We start from the raw sequence: 18,335 nt of genomic DNA, 5'->3' as shown, positions 1-18,335 counted from the left end.
ACTATCGCTATCGCAGGCAAGCCAGCTCCCACCGTTGACCGTGTTTCAACTCAAACTTGCAGGTAATCCAGGATGCCTTCGGCGGCGTTGCGGCCTTCGAAGATCGCGGTCACTACCAGGTCAGAGCCGCGCACCATATCGCCACCGGCGAAGATTTTCGGGTTGCTGGTCTGGTGCTTGTACTGGCCTTGTTCCGGGGCTACCACGCGGCCCTGGCTGTCGGTCTGGATTTCGAACTGCTCGAACCACGGCGCCGGGCTTGGACGGAAACCGAAGGCGATAACCACGGCATCAGCCGGGATGATTTCTTCGGAACCCGGGATCGGCTCGGGGCTGCGACGGCCACGGGCGTCCGGCTCGCCGAGACGCGTCTCGACCACCTTCACACCTTCAACACGGTCTTCACCGACGATGGCGATCGGCTGGCGGTTGTAGAGGAACTTCACGCCTTCTTCCTTGGCGTTCTTCACCTCTTTGCGCGAACCGGGCATGTTGGCTTCGTCACGACGATAAGCACAGGTCACCGACTTGGCGCCCTGGCGGATCGAGGTGCGGTTGCAGTCCATCGCGGTGTCACCACCGCCCAGTACCACGACCTTCTTGCCTTTCATGTCTACGAAATCTTCCGGCGACTTTTCAAAGCCCAGGTTGCGGTTGACGTTGGCGATCAGGAAGTCGAGCGCGTCATACACGCCCGGCAGGTCCTCACCGGCAAAGCCGCCCTTCATGTAGGTGTAGGTGCCCATGCCCATGAACACGGCGTCGTATTCGGCGAGCAGTTGCTCCATGGTGATGTCTTTGCCGATTTCGGTATTGAGACGGAACTCGATACCCATGCCGGTGAAGACTTCACGACGGTGGCTCAGCACGGTTTTTTCCAGCTTGAACTCGGGAATACCAAAGGTCAGCAGGCCGCCGATTTCCGGGTTCTTGTCGAACACCACCGGGGTCACGCCACCACGCACCAGTACGTCGGCGCAGCCCAGGCCCGCCGGGCCTGCACCGATGATCGCAACGCGCTTGCCGGTCGGCTTGACCTTGGACATGTCCGGGCGCCAACCCATGGCGAACGCGGTGTCGGTGATGTACTTCTCCACCGAACCGATGGTCACCGCGCCGAAGCCGTCGTTAAGGGTGCAGGCACCCTCGCACAGACGGTCCTGGGGACAAACCCTGCCGCAGACTTCCGGCAGGGTGTTGGTCTGGTGCGACAGCTCGGCGGCAGCGAGGATGTTGCCCTCGGCCACCAGCTTGAGCCAGTTGGGAATGAAGTTGTGCACCGGGCACTTCCATTCGCAATACGGGTTACCGCAACCCAGGCAGCGGTGGGCCTGGTCGGCCGAGTGCTGGGGTTTGAAGGGTTCGTAGATTTCCACGAACTCTTTCTTGCGTTGACGCAACAGTTTCTTCTTCGGATCTTTGCGCCCGACATCGATGAACTGGAAGTCGTTATTCAGACGTTCAGCCATGTTAAAACCTCATCAAACTCTTCAGGCGCATATCACTGCGGGTTGGCACGGATGCTGGAAAGCAACGATTTCAGGTTGGCAGCCTTGGGCTTGACCAGCCAGAAACGACGCAGGTAATCATCGAGGTTTTCGGCGAGGTTACGGCCCCATTCGCTGCCGGTCTCCTCGACGTACTCGTCCAGCACGTGCTGCAAGTGGTTCCGGTAGGACTCCATGGCTTCGCCGCTGATCCGCTGGATCTCGACCAACTCGTGGTTGACCTTGTCGACGAAGGTGTTGTCCTGGTCAAGCACGTAGGCGAAACCGCCGGTCATGCCCGAGCCGAAGTTGTAACCGGTCTTGCCCAGTACCGCGACAAAGCCACCGGTCATGTACTCGCAGCAGTGATCGCCAGTGCCTTCCACCACGGTGTGGGCACCGGAGTTACGCACGGCGAAACGCTCACCGGCAGTACCGGCAGCGAACAGCTTGCCACCGGTGGCACCGTACAAGCAGGTGTTGCCGATGATGGCACTGTCCTGAGTCTTGTAGATGCTGCCTTTAGGCGGAACGATAACCAGCTTGCCGCCGGTCATGCCCTTGCCCACGTAGTCGTTGGCGTCACCTTCGAGGTACATGTGCAGGCCGCCGGCGTTCCATACGCCAAAGCTCTGGCCGGCTGTGCCGTTGAAGCGGAAGGTGATCGGCGCTTTCGCCATGCCTTGGTTGCCGTGCTTGCGCGCGATTTCGCCGGAGATGCGTGCGCCGATCGAACGGTCGCAGTTGCAGATATCCAGGGCAAAGTCGCCACCGCTGGCGTCATTGATCGAGGAACTGGCCATTTCGACCATCTTCTCGGCCAGCAGGCCTTTGTCGAACGGCGGGTTGCGGTCCACCTGGCAGAATTGCGGCTTGTCTGCCGGGATGTGATCGCTGCCCAACAGCGGCGTCAGGTCCAGATGGTTCTGCTTGGCGGTCTGGCCTTCGAGGATGTCGAGCAGGTCGGTACGGCCGATCAGCTCTTCCAGCGAACGCACGCCCAGCTTGGCCAGCCACTCACGGGTTTCTTCGGCGACGTAGGTGAAGAAGTTCACCACCATGTCGACGGTGCCGATGTAGTGATCCTTGCGCAGCTTCTCGTTCTGAGTGGCGACGCCGGTGGCGCAGTTGTTCAGGTGGCAGATGCGCAGGTATTTGCAGCCCAGGGCGATCATTGGCGCAGTACCGAAGCCGAAGCTTTCGGCGCCAAGGATCGCGGCCTTGATCACGTCGAGGCCGGTTTTCAGGCCGCCATCGGTCTGCACCCGCACCTTGCCGCGCAGGTCGTTGCCGCGCAGGGTCTGGTGGGTTTCAGCCAGGCCGAGTTCCCACGGTGCGCCAGCGTACTTGATGGAAGTCAGCGGCGAAGCGCCGGTGCCGCCGTCATAGCCGGAGATGGTGATCAGGTCGGCATAGGCCTTGGCCACACCGGCGGCGATAGTGCCCACGCCAGCTTCTGCCACGAGCTTCACCGAGACCAGCGCCTGCGGGTTGACTTGTTTCAAGTCGAAAATCAGCTGCGACAAGTCTTCAATCGAATAGATGTCGTGGTGCGGCGGCGGCGAAATCAGGGTGACGCCGGGCACTGCGTAACGCAGCTTGGCGATCAAACCGTTGACCTTGCCACCAGGCAGTTGGCCGCCTTCGCCGGGCTTGGCGCCCTGGGCGACTTTGATCTGCAGCACTTCGGCGTTAACCAGGTATTCCGGCGTTACACCGAAACGACCCGTCGCCACTTGCTTGATTTTCGAGCTCTTGATGGTGCCGTAGCGCGCCGGGTCTTCGCCGCCTTCGCCGGAGTTGGAACGCGCACCCAGGCGGTTCATGGCTTCGGCCAGGGCTTCGTGAGCCTCGGGCGACAAGGCGCCCAAAGAGATACCGGCGGAGTCGAAGCGCTTGAGGATCGATTCCAATGGCTCGATTTCACTGATGGCCAGCGGCGTGTCCAGGGTTTTCACCTTGAACAGGTCACGGATCATCGACACCGGGCGGTTATCCACCAGCGCGGTGTATTCCTTGAACTTGGCGTAGTCGCCCTGCTGCACGGCGGCTTGCAGGGTGTTGACCACATCCGGGTTGTACGCGTGGTATTCGCCACCGTGCACGAACTTCAGCAGGCCGCCTTGCTGGATCGGCTTGCGCGCGCTCCAGGCTTCGGCTGCCAGGGCTTTCTGTTCGGCTTCGATGTCGACGAAACGTGCGCCCTTGATACGGCTTGGCACACCACGGAAGCTCAGCTCGCAAACCTCTTCGGACAGGCCGATGGCTTCGAACAGCTGTGCGCCACGGTAAGACGTGACGGTGGAGATGCCCATCTTCGACAGGATCTTCAGCAAGCCCTTGGTGATGCCCTTACGGTAGTTCTTGAACACCTCATAGAGGTCGCCCAGTACTTCACCGGTACGGATCAAATCACCCAGCACTTCGTAGGCCAGGAACGGGTAAACCGCCGAGGCGCCGAAACCGATCAACACTGCGAAGTGATGCGGGTCGCGGGCAGTAGCCGTTTCCACGAGGATGTTGGAGTCGCAACGCAGGCCTTTTTCGGTCAGGCGATGGTGCACCGCGCCGGTGGCCAAGGAGGCGTGGATCGGCAGCTTGCCTGGCGCGATGTGACGGTCGGTCAGCACGATCTGGGTACGACCGGCGCGCACAGCCTCTTCGGCCTGATCGGCGACGTTGCGCACAGCGGCTTCAAGGCCGAGGCTCTCGTCGTAGTTCAGGTCGATGATCTGGCGGTCGAAACCTGGACGCTCCAGGGTCATCAACGAGCGCCATTTGGCCGGGGAAATGACCGGCGAGCTGAGGATCACACGGGAGGCGTGCTCAGGCGATTCCTGGAAGATGTTGCGCTCGGCACCGAGGCACACTTCCAGCGACATCACGATGGCTTCACGCAGCGGGTCGATCGGCGGGTTGGTCACCTGGGCGAACTGCTGGCGGAAATAGTCATACGGCGTGCGCACGCGCTGGGACAGCACGGCCATTGGCGTGTCATCGCCCATGGAGCCGACCGCCTCATAGCCTTGCTCACCGAGCGGGCGCAGCACTTGGTCGCGCTCTTCGAACGTGACCTGGTACATCTTCATGTACTGCTTGAGCTGGTCGACGTCATAGAAAGCCGAACCGTGGTCGTTGTCTTCCATGGTCGCCTGGATGCGCAGGGCGTTCTTGCGCAGCCATTGCTTGTACGGGTGACGCGACTTCAAGCGGTTGTCGATGGCGTCGGTGTCGAGGATCTGCCCGGTTTCGGTGTCCACGGCCAGGATCTGGCCCGGGCCTACACGGCCTTTGGCGATCACGTCTTCAGGCTTGTAGTCCCACACGCCGATTTCCGACGCCAGGGTGATGAAGCCGTTGGTGGTGGTCACCCAACGCGCCGGGCGCAGGCCGTTACGGTCGAGCAGGCACACCGCGTAGCGGCCGTCGGTCATCACCACGCCGGCCGGGCCGTCCCACGGCTCCATGTGCATCGAGTTGTACTCGTAGAACGCACGCAGGTCCGGGTCCATGGTCTCGACGTTCTGCCACGCAGGCGGGATGATCATGCGCACGCCACGGAACAGGTCAATGCCGCCGGTGACCATCAGTTCGAGCATGTTGTCCATGCTGGAGGAGTCGGAACCCACGCGGTTAACCAGCGGGCCGAGCTCTTCGAGGTCCATCAAATCGTTGGCGAACTTGGTGCGACGGGCCACGGCCCAGTTGCGGTTGCCGGTGATGGTGTTGATCTCGCCGTTGTGGGCGAGAAAGCGGAATGGCTGAGCCAGCGGCCATTTCGGCAGGGTGTTGGTGGAGAAGCGCTGGTGGAACACGCAGATTGCGGTTTGCAGGCGCTCGTCGCTCAGGTCTGGATAGAAGGCGGTCAAATCCGCCGGCATCATCAGGCCTTTATAAATGATGGTCTTGTGCGAAAAGCTGCAGATGTAGTGGTCGGTGTCGGCGGCGTTGGACACCGACGAACGACGACGCGAGGTAAACAGCTTGATCGCCATGTCCTGATCGCTGAGGCCATCGCCTGCGATGAACACTTGTTCGATCTGCGGCAGGCGCTCCAGGGCCAGGCGGCCGAGCACGCTGGTGTCGATCGGCACCTTGCGCCAGCCCACCAGTTGCAGGCCGGCAGCCAGGATCTCGCGGTTCATGTTCTCGCGAGCGGCTTCGGCTTTTACCGGGTCCTGATTGAAAAACACCATGCCTACGGCGTACTGCTTGGGCAGGTCGACAGCAAATTGCTCTTTTGCGACAGCGCGCAGGAACTGGTCGGGTTTTTGAATCAGCAAGCCGCAACCGTCACCGGTCTTGCCGTCGGCGTTGATCCCACCGCGGTGGGTCATGCAGGTCAGGGCCTCGATGGCCGTTTGCAAAAGGGTATGACTGGGCTCGCCCTGCATGTGGGCTATCAGGCCGAAACCGCAGTTATCCTTGAATTCATCGGGTTGGTACAGACCTGCTTTCATAGACACTTTCTCACCAGGCTGCCTCTTATATCGAGGCAAATTTCTTTTCAATTCAACCGGTTACCTTCCACGCCGAACGTACGCCGGCTTAGCGGGGGCAAAAGGGAGGTCATTGTACACACCGACACGAACGCTCACAAATTTAGCGACGAAATGTCGCAAATCTATGTCGCATTTATGAAAGGTTTAAAGCGATATGCTGTGCTAGTCAAAACTTTTTTAATTCTGACCGCTACGACTCAAAAGCTACTGTGACGCAGACACCGCAAGGCGCGCGGCCTTGAGGGCAGCACGCACTTGCGGTTTTAATTTTGAGGTGCCGGGAGAGGCGGCCTGGGTAAGGCCGCCGAATCTTCAGCGAGTTGTTGCGAGTTCTTGTTGAACGCTGGCAACAGTGCGAGGCCAAGGTTTACCAGCCTGAACCTTCGCTGGCAAGGCTTTGATAGCGGAATCAGCTGCTGCACGGCTTGGGAAGCTGCCGTAGGTGATCACGTAGAGAGGCTTGCCGTTGAGCACTTTCTTGAAATAACGGTACTGGCCGCCCTGCTCTTTCACAAACGCCTGGGCGTTGGCTTCGGAGCTGGTGCCCAGGATCTGCACGACGAAATTACCGGTTGGCTGGCTGGTGTACCAGCTGCTGCCGGCGGCGGCAGGGGCAGCGGCCTTGGCAACAGCGGCAGGTTTTTCAGCAGGCTTGGCGGCCGGTGCCGGCTTGGCCACTGGCGCAGGCGCGACAGGCTTGGCAACCGGGGCAGGCTTGGCAGTGGCAACGGTCGGCGCTGGCGTCGGCTTGGCAACTGGAGCGGCTGCCGGGCCAGCCGGAACGCCGGCAGGCGGTGCGGTGGTGGTTACGGTTGGCGGCGTGGCGCTGGAGCCTTCCACCGGCACACCATCGTCACCTTCAGAGATACCACCGGCGGCTTCAGCGAGCGGGCCGCGCATGACTGGCTGGCCGACCATCGGCAGGTTGGTCGGTTGGCCGGAGTTGGCGAATTCGACATTTGGCGTGGGCTTGCCCAGTGGCAACTGCGCCTGTTCGGTTGGCGCACCGGCGGTGGCGGGTGCCTTGCTGCGACCCGGGATCAACCAGGCAGCAGCGACAGCGACCACGACCACGGCAGAAATCGCCAATACGTGCTTCTTAGGCATAGTAAACCCCATCTTTGGACGCTTAACCGCAGAGCGGCTGGCAATCATGGCTTCGATCAAGGCATCGCGGGCAACCTGGTTGATGGTGCCAGGCCAGCCGCCTGCGCTTTCGTGAATATCAGAGATCTGATTTGCCGTGAAAAGTTCGATACCGGCACCGGCGCCTTCGAGGCGTTGAGCCAGGTATTCGCGGGTTTCTTCCTCTTCGTACGGCTGCAATTCGATGACGTGAAACAGCTCCTGCTCACCGCTGATCTGCTCCAGATCGGCGATCAAGGACGACTCACCAAACAGGAACACATGCGGGCGCCCTTCCGGCGTACCCGCCGCCAGCGCCAGCAGCGCTTCCAGGGCGGATTCGTCGAGCTGCTCGGCATCGTCCACCAGCAAGTAGACTTCCTGGCCGGTGAGGCCCAACTGCACAACCTGCTTGAGGATCGCGTTCGGCTCGGCATTGGCAACGTTCAGCGCCTGGGCAACCTGGCGCAGTACGCCGGCTGCATCACCGGCACCACGGGCCGATACCACCACGCTCTGTACCGATTGCTTGTTGGTGCTGGCAACCAGCGCCTGGCGCAGCAGGGTCTTGCCACTGCCCAACGGGCCGGTCACAACCAACAACAGTTGGCTGTAGCGCGCCAGGTGGTGCAACTGACCGAGCACCGGCTTGCGCTGGGCAGGGAAAAATTTGAAGCCGGGAACCCGTGGAGCAAAAGGGTCGTGGCTTAACTGGTAGTGGCCGAGGAACGCCTCGTCGGCATGCAAACTAGTCATCGGGATCTTATTAACCTTTAAGCTGGGCCAGGGCGCGGTAATCCGCTCCCAGCGTGGCCTGTAAAATCTCTTTCGGATAATCGTCGGTCACTACCGCTTCGCCCATGTGGCGCAGCAGCACCAGTCGCAGGCGACCGTCGATCACTTTCTTGTCGATTGCCATATGTTCGAGGAAATCCGCCTCGGTCATCTCTTCCGGCGGAATAACCGGCAAGCCGGCGCGCTGGAACAGATGGATGCCGCGATCACGCTCCTGGGCGCTGATCCAGCCCAGGCGTTGCGACATTTCCAGTGCCATTACTGTGCCAGCCGCCACGGCTTCCCCGTGCAACCACACACCATAGCCCATGTGCGTTTCGATCGCATGGCCGAAGGTGTGGCCCAGGTTCAGGGTGGCGCGCACACCGGACTCCCGTTCGTCGGCATTCACCACCAGCGCCTTGGCGGCGCATGAACGGGAAATCGCTTCGGTCAGTGCCACCTGGTCCAGGGCACGCAGGGCGTCCATGTGTTCTTCGAGCCAGGTCAGGAACGGCTCGTCACAAATCAGCCCGTACTTGATGACCTCCGCCAGACCGGCCGACAGCTCGCGCGGCGGCAAGGTGTTGAGGGTCGCGGTGTCGATCAGCACGGCTTGTGGTTGATAGAACGCACCCACCATGTTCTTGCCCAGCGGGTGGTTGATGCCAGTCTTGCCGCCCACCGACGAATCGACCTGGGACAACAAGGTGGTCGGCACCTGGATAAAGTCCACGCCGCGCTGGTAGCAAGCTGCGGCAAAGCCGGCCATGTCGCCGATCACGCCGCCGCCCAGGGCGACCACCGTGGTACGTCGGTCATGCCGTGCAGTCAGCAGGCCGTCAAAGATCAGTTGCAGGGTTTCCCAGTTCTTGTGGGCCTCGCCATCGGGCAGGATCACCGAAATCACCGAGTAGGCCGCAAGGCTGCGGCTCAGACGCTCAAGATACAGCGGCGCGACCGTTTCATTGGAGATGATCGCCACTTGCCGACCGGCAATATGCGGTGCGAGCAACTCGGGCAGGTCCAACAAACCTTCGCCAATATGGATTGGGTAGCTGCGCTCGCCTAGATCGACCTTAAGTGTCTGCATGTGTCCCCGCGTGAAGAAATATGTACGATCGGCAACGCTCGGATTTTCGTCGCCTGATGGCTCTGCGCCATACTCCGGAGGAGGATGGCGCGCCGCCGAGAATAGCGCATTTCGGGCCTGGCTTTAACGGGGTGGCAACTGCTGCAAACGCTCAAGAATGTCGAGAACCACCATTCGAGGCGGCCGCTCATCGGTTTCGACCACCAGATCGGCGATTTCCCGATACAGCGGATCACGCAGCGTGAGCAGGTCCCGCAAGGTTTTTGCCGGGTCTGCGGTACGCAGCAATGGGCGGTTGCGATCGCGCGCGGTACGCCCCACCTGCTGCTCGACCGATGCATGCAAATAAACCACGCGACCACCGGCATGCAGCGCCCGGCGGTTTTCATCGCGCATCACTGCACCGCCGCCGGTGGCCAATACCACGCCATCGCAGCCGCACAGCTCGGCAATCATCGCCTGCTCGCGGTCGCGAAAGCCCAGTTCGCCTTCCTTATCGAAGATCCATGGGATATTGGCACCCGTGCGCAATTCAATTTCCTTGTCGGAATCTTTGAACGGCAGGCGCAGCTCTTTGGCCAGCAAACGGCCGATGGTGCTTTTTCCAGCCCCCATCGGTCCTACAAGAATCAAATTTCGCACAGAATCAACGACTCACAGCAATCGCCTGGTTATTCATAATACGCGGAGTCAGGAATACCAGCAGCTCGGATTTTTTCTCCGCCAGCACATCGCGCCGGAAAAGGCGGCCAAGATACGGTACATCGCCCAAAAATGGCACTTTATCTACCACTTTGCTTTGCGTATTGGAGAAAACCCCGCCAATGACGATGGTCTCGCCATCCTTGACCCGCACCTTGGCGTTGACTTCGTTTTTCTTGATCGGCGGTACGTCGTTGAGCTTGTTCAGGTAGTCCGGCTCGTCCTTGGTGACCTTGACCTCCATAATCACCCAGCCATCCGGGGTGATTTGCGGGGTCACCTCCAACGACAGCGAGGCCTCCTTGAACGACACTGAGGTGGCGCCACGCGAGCTGGACTCCTGGTAAGGAATCTCGGTGCCCTTGAGGATGCGCGCGGTTTCCTTGTCGGACGTGACCACCTTGGGCTGTGAGACGATTTCGCCGTTGCCGGTTTTTTCCATGGCCGTCAGTTCCAGGTCGAGCAACAGGTTGTCGGTAATAAAAGCGATGCCCAAGCCAGACGTACCGGCCAGCGAGCCCATATCGACAAACGGCGAGCTGGGCGGATTCTCCGGTGGCTCCGCACCCTCGGCCAACGGCTTGCTGATACCGCCCGCGCCCCAGTTGCCGCGATTGAGCCGCCCGCCCCAGCGCACGCCCAGGCTTTTGTCGTAATCGACATTAGCCTCGACAATCCGCGCCTCGATCATCACTTGGCGTACCGGTACATCCAGCTGCGCCACGATGCGCCGCAGCTCGTCAATTTGCTCGCGGGTCTGGTAGGCGATGATGTTATTGGTGCGATCATCCACCGCCACCGAGCCGCGCTCATCGGTAAAGCCGTCAACGCCTGTCACCGACTGGAACAACTTGGCCAGGTCCGCCGCCTTGGCGTAATTGACCTGCAACAGCTCGCGCCGCAAGGGCGCCAGCTCTTCCATCTGCTTGCGCGACTCCAGCGCCAGCAGCTCGCGGGCCGCCAATTCTTCGGCGGGTGCCACCAGCAAAACGCCGGCCTTCACGCGCTTATCCAAGCCTTTGGTTTGCAGCACCAGATCCAGCGCCTGGTCCCAGGGCACATCCTTGAGCCGCAAAGTGATCGAGCCTTGCACTTCATCACTGGCCACCAGATTAAGCCCGGCCACATCCGCAATTTGCTGCAACACGGCGCGCAATTCGATGTTCTGGAAGTTGAGGGTCAGCGTGTCGCCGTTGTAGGCGCCACTGGGAACCACGCTGCCAGGAGGCGGCAGCTGGATCAGATCGACGCGATTGGGCACAGCAAATGCCATCGGTGCCGTGAACGCTATCCATAGCGCCACACCGAAGGACGAGAAAGTCCTTTTCATTGTTTGATTCCGTTATGAGTTGACGTTTAAAACCAGGGTTCGCGAACGCGCAAGCCATGCGCCCTGTTCGTCCGGGAACAGTTCGACCAGTTCGATGTGGCCGGAATGAATGGCCGTGACCCGGCCATGGTTAGGCCCCAGGTAGTCGCCGACCGCCAGCCGGTGCACGCCAGAAGATGTGCGCAGCAGGGCGAATGTCTGCAGGCCATGGGGCAGTGCTTCGACCGACACTGCATCGATTGAAAGCGTGCCGACCATTTCGAACTGGTCGACAGCCAGGCCTTCCAGTGGGCCGCGCTTGCGCGCCAAGTCCGGCGCAAGAGCGGGTTGGCCCGGCACATGGTCGACCTGCGCCGCAGGCGGCTGGAACGGGTCACGCTGGGACGCTGCCTCATAGACAAAGTGCGCCCCCTGCTCGACAGCCATTCCAGGCTTGCCGCGCGCGGACAGGCCACGGTAAGTCTTGGCCAGCAAATCAAGGCGCAATAACGCCCCTTCAGACCGAAGCACCACATCCTGCACAGTGACGATCCGCGGCAAACCACCCAGGGCAGTCACGAAGCTCGCCAGGTCGTGGTAGGCACCCAACACACCGACTTGTACCGGCTCCTCGATGTAGTACGGCTGCGTCTGTTCATCCAGTACCGTGACACCTTCGACCACCAAACCGTTGGCCGCCGCCAGCCGCGCCATGTCTTCGAGCAAGCCCGGCATGTCCGATTCGCCGGGCAACTGCCGCAACAGCTCGGCAACCTGCGCCTGGGCTCTCTGGGCCTGATGGGCACGCACCTCAAGATCGGCGGCCAGGCTGGTCTTTTGCGTAAGTTGCTGTTGCAACATCAGCGTCTGCGCTTGCAACCCTTGCAACTGTTCACGTGCCGGAGCCAGCAGCCATCCATCGCCCACCACCCACACCAATCCCCCCAGCGCGCAGCCGAGCAGAAGCTTGGCCGGTAGGGGCCATTTGGCAGCGTTGTGAGAAAGCGTGGAAAAGTCGAGCCTGGGCAGGCTCAAGGCTGGGCCTCGGTGGATTCCCCTTGGCGCACCATCAACTGGAATTCGTTGCCGCCGCCTTGGCCTTGCGCACGCACGTGCTGCAGCCGGGTTGCGTGGGCACCTTCAGAGGCCTCGAGGCGGCGCATCAGTTGAGCGATATCCTGGCTGGACTCGGCACTGCCACTGACACTCACCGTATTGCCCTTGGCAACCACCTCATGCAGGTGCACCCCATCGGGCACGGCACGGGCGAGTTGGTCCAATAGCTGGGCGCCGGCCGAGCGAGATTCGTGCAGGTCCTGTACGACCTTCATTCGCGCGGCCAATTGCTGGCTCTGCTCCTGCAAGTCATCGATGGTCTTGAGGCGCGAGTCCTGGATGGCGACGTCTTTGTTGAGGTGGCTGTTGCGTGTCACTTGCCGGTCGATCGCCTGATCGATGACCTGGTTCGCCAGCCACACCGCCGCGAGTGCCACACCGGCGAACCCCAGCAGAAATAGCAGGAAGTATTTGCGCCGCCGTTCTGCCTGCGCCTGGCGCCAAGGCAAAAGATTGATTCGTGTCATCCAGCGAAACTCCTCAGGGCCAGCCCGCAAGCAATTCCCATCCCGTGGGCATCCACGGCCCATTGTGCGCCATCGACTCGATGGCCCGGCATGAAGCTGGCGAAATCCTGACGGCAAGCGCGCTCCAATGCAAACCCTTCGACATCCACCACCCTCGCAACCAGCCCGGCCAGGGCCAAAACCGCTGCGCGGGCCTCGACCTGCTCCTTCAGGCACGCAGCCAGCACCACCTCGACCCGCGCCGAGTCCTTAGCTAAAGGGCCGCGCACCTGAAAATCGATGGCGACGTCATCCAGTGGGTAAGGGATGTACTGGTCGGCTTCCATCTGGATCATCCAGGCCATCTCTTCGTCACTGAGCCCCGCCTCCATGTCGATCACCCGCGTGATGACCGATGGCCCCGATACCGCCACTGCCGCCTGCCGGACGGACGAGTGCAACCGGGACAATGCCTGCTGCAGTGCCTGCCCCACCCCTTCAAGGTCCAACAACGTGCCATCGACGACAGCATTGGCGGGCAGCCCCTGCGCGACGTATGCCTTGACGCTGTAGGCGCCGGCGGTGTGGTCCAGTTCAATCAGCTTGATTCCGGTGTCATTGATGTCGACGCCCAGCAGGGTGTCGGCTTTGCGCCTGAAAAATCCCTTTCTCATAAAACTCCCTAAAACTTTGCCTGTCATACCGCCTGATTGCCGCTGGGAATCGTGCATTCGGTCGACTTGTTTGGCCGCCACGAATGACGCCCCAGGCCGAAAATGCTTTAATGCCCAGCGTTTTTTCCCGCTTTTTCCTGCTGCTCGGGTCGATCCATCGTTTGCCATGCATGCCCCGACGCGTAACTCATTCTTTTCTCTGGAAATCCAAAAGCCTTGATTCGTCTGCTGAAGTTTTTCGGGTACTCCATTGTCGCGATCGTCTGCGGGCTGCTGCTCGTACTCAGCGGGGCCTACCTCTACCTTAGTCCGGGTTTGCCCTCAGTAGAGGCACTCAGAAGTATCCAGTTGCAGATTCCTTTGCGGGTCTACAGCAGCGATGAAAAACTGATCGCGGAGTTCGGCGAAATGCGCCGCACACCGATCCGTTTCGCCGACATTCCACCCAATTTCATCAACGCCCTGCTCTCGGCTGAAGACGATAATTTCGCCAACCACTACGGCGTCGACCCAGGCAGCCTGGTGCGCGCAGCCACCCAGCTGGTAAAAAGCGGACACATTCAATCCGGCGGCAGCACCATCACCATGCAGGTGGCGAAGAACTTCTTCCTCACCAGCGAGCGCAGTTTTTCGCGCAAGGCCACCGAAATCCTGTTGGCGCTGCAGATCGAACGTCAGTTGACCAAGGACGAAATCCTTGAGCTGTACGTCAACAAGATCTACCTGGGCAATCGCGCCTACGGGATCGAAGCCGCTTCGCAGGTGTACTACGGCAAGTCGATTCGTGATGCCAGCCTGGCGCAGATGGCAATGATCGCCGGCCTGCCCAAGGCGCCGTCGCGCTTCAACCCGCTGGCCAACCCGGCGCGCAGCAAGGAGCGTCGCGACTGGATCCTGGGGCGCATGTACAAGCTGGGCAAAATCGACCAGGCCGCCTACGAGAGCGCCGTGGCCGAGCCGCTGAACGCCAGTTACCACGTGCCGACACCGGAAGTGAATGCGCCGTATATCGCTGAAATGGCACGTGCCGAGATGGTCGGCCGTTATGGCAGCGAGGCCTACACCGAAGGCTTCCGCGTGACCACGACCATTCCAAGCAACCTGCAGGAAATCGCCAATAACTCAGTACGCGACGGTTTGGTGACCTACGACCAGCGCCATGGCTACCGTGGCCCCGAATCGCGCCTGCCGGGCAAGACCCTGAGCGCCTGGACCACCGAGCTGGGTAAACAGCGCCCGATCAGCGGCCTGGAACCCGCCATCGTCACTCAGGTGAAGAAGGATGGCGTGCAAGTGCTCACCCGCAGCGGCGAAGGCCATGTGTCGTGGGACAGCATGAAATGGGCACGCCCGTTCCTGAACACCAACAGCATGGGCCCGATGCCCAAGCAGCCGTCGGACGTGGCGCAAGTCGGTGACTTGATCCGCGTGCAACGCCAGAAAGACGACAGCCTGAAATTCAGCCAAGTGCCTGTGGCCCAGGGCGCTCTGGTGTCCCTGGACCCGCAGAACGGTGCGATCCGTGCGCTGGTCGGCGGCTTTGCCTTCGAGCAGAGCAACTACAACCGCGCCACCCAGGCCAAGCGCCAGCCGGGCTCAAGCTTCAAACCGTTTGTCTACAGCGCCGCGCTGGATAACGGCTACACCGCCGCCAGCCTGGTCAACGACGCACCGATCGTGTTTGTCGACGAGTACCTGGACAAGGTCTGGCGCCCGAAGAACGACACCAATACCTTCCTCGGCCCGATCCGTATTCGCGAGGCGCTGTACAAGTCACGCAACCTGGTCTCGATCCGCCTGCTGCAGGCGATGGGCGTGGGCAAGACCATCGACTACATGACACGCTTTGGCTTCGCCAAGTCGGATCTGCCGCCGAACCTGTCCCTGGCGCTGGGCACCGCGACCCTCACGCCGATGGAAATTGCTACCGGCTGGAGCACCTTTGCCAACGGCGGCTACAAGATCACGCCGTACCTGATCGACAAGATCGAAAGCCGCAATGGCGACACGCTGTTCACCGCCAACCCGCCACGCGTGCCGGGCGACGTGGTAAACGGTGTGGCTGCACCCGATGGCATTGCAGCACCGAACAACGGCGGCATCACCATTGAGCCGACGCCAGGCGCAGCACCGGCCGCCAATGCCGCCGTGCCCGCCGAGCCACAGGCACCAGCAGTGGCCGAGCGTGTGGTGGATGGTCGTACCACCTACATCCTCAACAGCATTCTGGAAGACGTGATCAAGAAAGGCACCGGCCGCCGCGCCCTGGCCTTGGGTCGCGCGGATATCGCCGGCAAGACCGGTACCACCAACGAGTCCAAGGATGCCTGGTTCTCCGGCTACAACGCCGACTACGTGACCACCGTGTGGACCGGCTACGACCAACCGGAAAGCCTGGGCCGCCGTGAGTTTGGTGGCACCGTCGCACTGCCGATCTGGATGAGCTACATGGGCGCGGCCTTGAAGGACAAGCCGCTGCATACCCAGGCTGAGCCGGAAGGTATTCTCAGCCTGCGGATCGACCCGGTCAGCGGCCGTGCGGCATCACCCAGCACGCCGAATGCGTACTTCGAGCTGTTCAAGAGCGAAGACACGCCGCCGTCGGTCAACGAGCTGGGCAACGGCGTTGCACCGGGCAGCCCACTGCCGGCGGATGAGGCGGCGCCGATCGATCTCTTCTAATGTGACACAGCTCCACTGTGGGAGCTGGCTTGCCTGCGATGGCCATAGGCATCTACACAACTTTTGAAGGCCGCCACTTTCTCCTGTGGCGAGCAGGCTTGTCCTGCGTTGGGCCGCGAAGCGGCCCCAAACCCTGACACTGAGTACTTTCAGGAAAATTGCAGCGCCTTTACTGGGGCCGCTTCGCAGCCCAACGCCGGCGGGGCGACGATTCGACAAGCCTGCTCGCCACAACAGCCCACCTGCCACAGACTTCGTGCTAACCGGCTGTGTAACCTATGCTGCGATGGCGGTGTATCAGCCACTGATTCACCCCCTGGTACACCGCCATCGCGGGCAAGCCCGGCTCCCACAGGGTTTACCTGGCGCCTGAAGACCGTATTCATCAGCCACAAAAAAAGCCCCGACTCGCAAGAGCCGGGGCTTTTTGTTGGTGCGCTACAACGGCTTAGCCGTTGAACACATCATCCACGCTTTTCAGCGGGTAGTGCTTCGGATACGGCAGGGTAGCCACACCGGTCTCGATCGCGGCTTTGGCCACGGCATCCGAGATCAGGGTGATCAGGCGCTTATCCATTGGTTTCGGGATGATGTACTCACGACCGAATGCCAGTGGGGCACCACCGTAGGCATCGCAGACATCCTGAGGTACCGGCAGCTTGGCCAGTTCACGCAGGGCGTTGGCGGCAGCCACTTTCATCTCTTCGTTGATGCGCTTGGCGCGAACGTCCAGGGCACCACGGAAGATGAACGGGAAGCCCAACACGTTGTTGACCTGGTTCGGGTAGTCCGAACGGCCGGTGGCCATGATCACGTCGTTGCGAGTGGCGTGGGCCAGCTCAGGCGAGATCTCCGGGTCCGGGTTGGAGCAGGCGAACACGATCGGGTTGGCCGCCATGGACTTCAGGCCTTCGGCGCTCAGCAGGTTCGGGCCGGACAGGCCAACGAACACGTCGGCACCGTCGAGGGCGTCAGCCAGGGTGCGCTTGTCGGTGGCGTGGGCAAACATCGCCTTGTACTGGTTCAGGTCGGTACGCTCGGACTGAACAACGCCCTTGCTGTCGACCATGAAGATGTTTTCCAGCTTGGCGCCCATGCTCACCAGCAACTTCATGCAGGAGATGGCCGCAGCACCAGCGCCCAGGCAGACGATCTGGGCGTCAGCCAGGGTTTTGCCAGCGATTTCCAGGGCGTTGATCATGCCGGCCGCAGTAACGATCGCGGTGCCGTGCTGGTCATCGTGGAATACCGGAATGTCGCACTGTTCGATCAGGGCCTTTTCGATCTCGAAGCACTCAGGTGCCTTGATGTCTTCCAGGTTGATGCCACCGAAAGTGATGGAGATGCGCTTTACAGTGTCGATGAAAGCTTGCGGGCTTTCGGAATCGACTTCGATGTCGAAAACGTCGATGCCGGCAAAGCGCTTGAACAGCACGCCCTTACCTTCCATTACTGGCTTGGAAGCCAATGGGCCGAGGTTGCCCAGGCCGAGAATCGCGGTGCCATCGGAAATCACTGCAACCAGGTTGCCTTTGCCGGTGTACTTGTACGCCAGTTCAGGGTCGCGGGCGATTTCACGTACGGGCTCGGCAACGCCAGGGCTGTAGGCCAGCGACAAGTCGCGGGCAGTGGCAGTGGCTTTGGTGAGCTCTACACTCAGCTTTCCTGGACGAGGATGGGCGTGATATTCGAGAGCGGCAGTTTTCAAATCAGACATATCGGCATTCCGCTTTTACTGTTGGTCGACGGACCGCCGAGGATACGCGTGTGAGAAAGTCCCCACAAGACTGGTCAGTCACTGCCGTCAAGGGCCGCGCACTACGACTTTCGGCCAAGAGCCACGGGATACAAGGGCTTAACTGTTCACAATTACGATAAAAAATGTCTACAATTATTTTATTAAAATCGCTTTGAGTGCAGCACGGTCAAATCGCAGGCACAAAAAAGGCGCCCACAAGGGGCGCCTTTTTCAACAGCTTGCAAAAACCCTGGGGGCTTTTGAGCCTTACTCTGCAGCAGCAGGCTTCTTGCCGAAAGCACCAAAGCGATCTGCGAAGCGCTGTACACGGCCGCCGGTGTCCAGAGTTTTCTGCTTACCGGTGTAGAACGGGTGGCACTCGTTGCATACGTCAGTACCCAGTGGCTTGCACAGGTTCGAACGCGTTTCGAACTTGTTGCCGCAGCTGCAGGTTACTTCGATAGTTTCGTACGCTGGATGGATATCGGCTTTCATGGTGACTTCCTCGGGCTAGCGTGCCGCCACTCGACACTATTGTCGAATACCGCACGTAATTAGGCCGCGGATTCTACCAGACCTTTTTAAACGCGCAAGCGGCGCCTCCCGTGCTTTGCCTACATAAAAGCCCCTTTCATCAGAAAAACCCAACACACCACCGCCCATCTGCAAGGACGCACTTTTTTGTGG

12 protein-coding genes are annotated in these 18,335 nt (G+C 60.7%); 1 reads left to right on the top strand and 11 read right to left on the bottom strand.

The genetic code is table 11. The features are described 5' to 3' along the window. Positions 1-50 precede the first annotated feature (50 nt). The 9 genes from HBO23_RS18390 to pilM form a co-directional block, all read right to left on the bottom strand. On the bottom strand, positions 51-1,469 hold the full coding sequence (locus tag HBO23_RS18390) for an FAD-dependent oxidoreductase (protein WP_003187920.1): 1,419 nt from the start codon (positions 1,467-1,469) through the stop codon (positions 51-53). 32 nt (positions 1,470-1,501) lie between these two features. Next, entirely contained in the window at positions 1,502-5,947 is a 4,446-nt protein-coding gene (gene gltB / locus HBO23_RS18385) for a glutamate synthase large subunit (protein WP_169986593.1), read from the bottom strand. A gap of 354 nt (positions 5,948-6,301) precedes the next feature. Then, positions 6,302-7,870, bottom strand: coding sequence for an AAA family ATPase (locus HBO23_RS18380; RefSeq protein ID WP_138450213.1), 1,569 nt, complete (start codon positions 7,868-7,870; stop codon positions 6,302-6,304). A 10-nt stretch (positions 7,871-7,880) separates the two neighbouring features. Beyond that, positions 7,881-8,981, bottom strand: a complete 1,101-nt coding sequence (gene aroB, locus HBO23_RS18375; RefSeq protein WP_017138566.1) for a 3-dehydroquinate synthase — start codon at positions 8,979-8,981, stop codon at positions 7,881-7,883. A 123-nt stretch (positions 8,982-9,104) separates the two neighbouring features. Continuing rightward, positions 9,105-9,623, bottom strand: coding sequence for a shikimate kinase AroK (gene aroK, locus HBO23_RS18370; RefSeq protein WP_017138567.1), 519 nt, complete (start codon positions 9,621-9,623; stop codon positions 9,105-9,107). Positions 9,624-9,627: 4 nt separating this feature from the next. Further along, the gene (locus HBO23_RS18365; protein ID WP_017138568.1) at positions 9,628-10,956 is read right to left on the bottom strand and encodes a type IV pilus secretin PilQ family protein; all 1,329 of its coding nucleotides are present in this window, start codon (positions 10,954-10,956) and stop codon (positions 9,628-9,630) included. 69 nt (positions 10,957-11,025) lie between these two features. Beyond that, positions 11,026-12,027 (bottom strand): pilus assembly protein PilP, encoded by a 1,002-nt coding sequence (locus HBO23_RS18360; protein ID WP_170039055.1) that lies wholly within the window; start codon positions 12,025-12,027, stop codon positions 11,026-11,028. Continuing rightward, positions 12,024-12,575 carry a PilN domain-containing protein gene (locus HBO23_RS18355; RefSeq protein WP_170039053.1) on the bottom strand — a complete coding sequence of 184 codons (552 nt, stop codon included), beginning with the start codon at positions 12,573-12,575 and terminating at the stop codon, positions 12,024-12,026. The genes HBO23_RS18360 and HBO23_RS18355 overlap by 4 nt, the downstream gene beginning before the upstream one ends. Further along, the gene (gene pilM / locus HBO23_RS18350) at positions 12,572-13,228 is read right to left on the bottom strand and encodes a type IV pilus assembly protein PilM (RefSeq protein WP_138450206.1); all 657 of its coding nucleotides are present in this window, start codon (positions 13,226-13,228) and stop codon (positions 12,572-12,574) included. The genes HBO23_RS18355 and pilM overlap by 4 nt, the downstream gene beginning before the upstream one ends. A gap of 216 nt (positions 13,229-13,444) precedes the next feature. Here pilM and HBO23_RS18345 point away from each other — a divergent pair, with 216 nt between their 5' ends. Continuing rightward, positions 13,445-15,910: a penicillin-binding protein 1A gene (locus HBO23_RS18345; RefSeq protein ID WP_138450204.1), complete on the top strand. Its 2,466-nt coding sequence runs from the start codon at positions 13,445-13,447 to the stop codon at positions 15,908-15,910. A 448-nt stretch (positions 15,911-16,358) separates the two neighbouring features. Here the strand turns inward: HBO23_RS18345 and HBO23_RS18340 are convergent, their stop codons facing one another. Further along, positions 16,359-17,627 (bottom strand): malic enzyme-like NAD(P)-binding protein, encoded by a 1,269-nt coding sequence (locus HBO23_RS18340; protein WP_099548044.1) that lies wholly within the window; start codon positions 17,625-17,627, stop codon positions 16,359-16,361. A 288-nt stretch (positions 17,628-17,915) separates the two neighbouring features. Continuing rightward, positions 17,916-18,143 carry a 50S ribosomal protein L31 gene (rpmE, locus tag HBO23_RS18335; RefSeq protein WP_017138574.1) on the bottom strand — a complete coding sequence of 76 codons (228 nt, stop codon included), beginning with the start codon at positions 18,141-18,143 and terminating at the stop codon, positions 17,916-17,918. Positions 18,144-18,335: the final 192 nt, after the last annotated feature.

Source organism: Pseudomonas sp. WS 5532, from assembly GCF_012985445.1.
GTDB lineage: Bacteria > Pseudomonadota > Gammaproteobacteria > Pseudomonadales > Pseudomonadaceae > Aquipseudomonas > Aquipseudomonas edaphica.
This window is presented reverse-complemented; position numbering and strand designations above follow the sequence as displayed.

Excerpts from the sequence above, each read along its gene's own strand:
- pilM (WP_138450206.1), bottom strand. The coding sequence starts at position 13,228 with ATGAGAAAGGGATTTTTCAGGCGCAAAGCCGACACCCTGCTGGGCGTC.
- HBO23_RS18365 (WP_017138568.1), bottom strand. The coding sequence starts at position 10,956 with ATGGCATTTGCTGTGCCCAATCGCGTCGATCTGATCCAGCTGCCGCCT.
- HBO23_RS18390 (WP_003187920.1), bottom strand. The coding sequence starts at position 1,469 with ATGGCTGAACGTCTGAATAACGACTTCCAGTTCATCGATGTCGGGCGC.
- HBO23_RS18340 (WP_099548044.1), bottom strand. The coding sequence starts at position 17,627 with ATGTCTGATTTGAAAACTGCCGCTCTCGAATATCACGCCCATCCTCGT.
- rpmE (WP_017138574.1), bottom strand. The coding sequence starts at position 18,143 with ATGAAAGCCGATATCCATCCAGCGTACGAAACTATCGAAGTAACCTGC.
- HBO23_RS18380 (WP_138450213.1), bottom strand. The coding sequence starts at position 7,870 with ATGACTAGTTTGCATGCCGACGAGGCGTTCCTCGGCCACTACCAGTTA.
- HBO23_RS18355 (WP_170039053.1), bottom strand. The coding sequence starts at position 12,575 with ATGACACGAATCAATCTTTTGCCTTGGCGCCAGGCGCAGGCAGAACGG.
- aroB (WP_017138566.1), bottom strand. The coding sequence starts at position 8,981 with ATGCAGACACTTAAGGTCGATCTAGGCGAGCGCAGCTACCCAATCCAT.
- gltB (WP_169986593.1), bottom strand. The coding sequence starts at position 5,947 with ATGAAAGCAGGTCTGTACCAACCCGATGAATTCAAGGATAACTGCGGT.